Raw genomic sequence first — 787 nt, forward strand, 5'->3', positions numbered from 1 at the left:
CGCGGTGCCCGGCTACGCCCGGCTGGCCCGCGCCGCGACCCTCGCGGTCCGCTCCGCCGAGCACGTCACGGCGGCCCGGGTCCTCGGCTTCGGGCCGGTGCGCGTATTCCTCGGGCACGTGCTCCCGGTGACGCTCCGCCCCGTCGTCGCGCTCGGGGCGGTCGGGGTGGGCACGGTCATGCTGGGCGCGGCCAGCCTCAGCTTCCTCGGGCTCGGGGCGCAGCCCCCGGCGCCGGACTGGGGCATGATGCTCTCCGAGAGCCGCAGCTTCGCGTCCCGGGCCTGGTGGCTCGTCGTGTTCCCCGGGCTCGCCCTCGCCCTCGTGGTGGGCTCGGTGACGGTGCTCGGCCGCGCCGCGCGGGAGCGGATGCGATGAGCGCGCGCGAGGAGCAACCCGACATGGAGCAGCCCGACATGGAGCAGCCCGCCCTGGAGGTGCGCGGCCTGCGCGTGACCCGGCACGACGGCCAGGCGCTCGTCGGGCCGCTCGAGTTCAGCGTGGCCGCGGGGGAGTGCGTGGCGATCGTCGGGGCCTCGGGGGCGGGCAAGAGCCTGACCGTGCGCGCCCTGCTCGGGCTCCTCCCGGCGGGCCTCGTCGCGAGCGCCGAGCGACACCGCATCGGGGGGCGCGAACTCGCGCAGGCCCGGCCGCGCGACTTCCGCGCCGTGCTCGGCCGCCGGATCGGCCTCGTGAACCAGGACGCGATGGCCTCGCTCGACCCCCTGCGCCGGATCCGCGCCGAGATCACGGAGGGCGCGGAGGTGCACGGGCTCGTTCCGGGGCACG

2 protein-coding genes are annotated in these 787 nt (G+C 77.6%); both read left to right on the forward strand.

The genetic code is table 11. From position 1 onward, the window contains the following. A partial coding sequence (locus OOT08_RS15440; RefSeq protein WP_325093732.1) for an ABC transporter permease occupies positions 1-376 on the forward strand: 376 nt, incomplete at its 5' end. A 23-nt stretch (positions 377-399) separates the two neighbouring features. Beyond that, a partial coding sequence (locus OOT08_RS15445; protein WP_325093733.1) for an ATP-binding cassette domain-containing protein occupies positions 400-787 on the forward strand: 388 nt, incomplete at its 3' end.

It is taken from the genome of Leucobacter sp. M11 (assembly GCF_035726885.1).
Lineage (GTDB): Bacteria > Actinomycetota > Actinomycetes > Actinomycetales > Microbacteriaceae > JAPFRB01.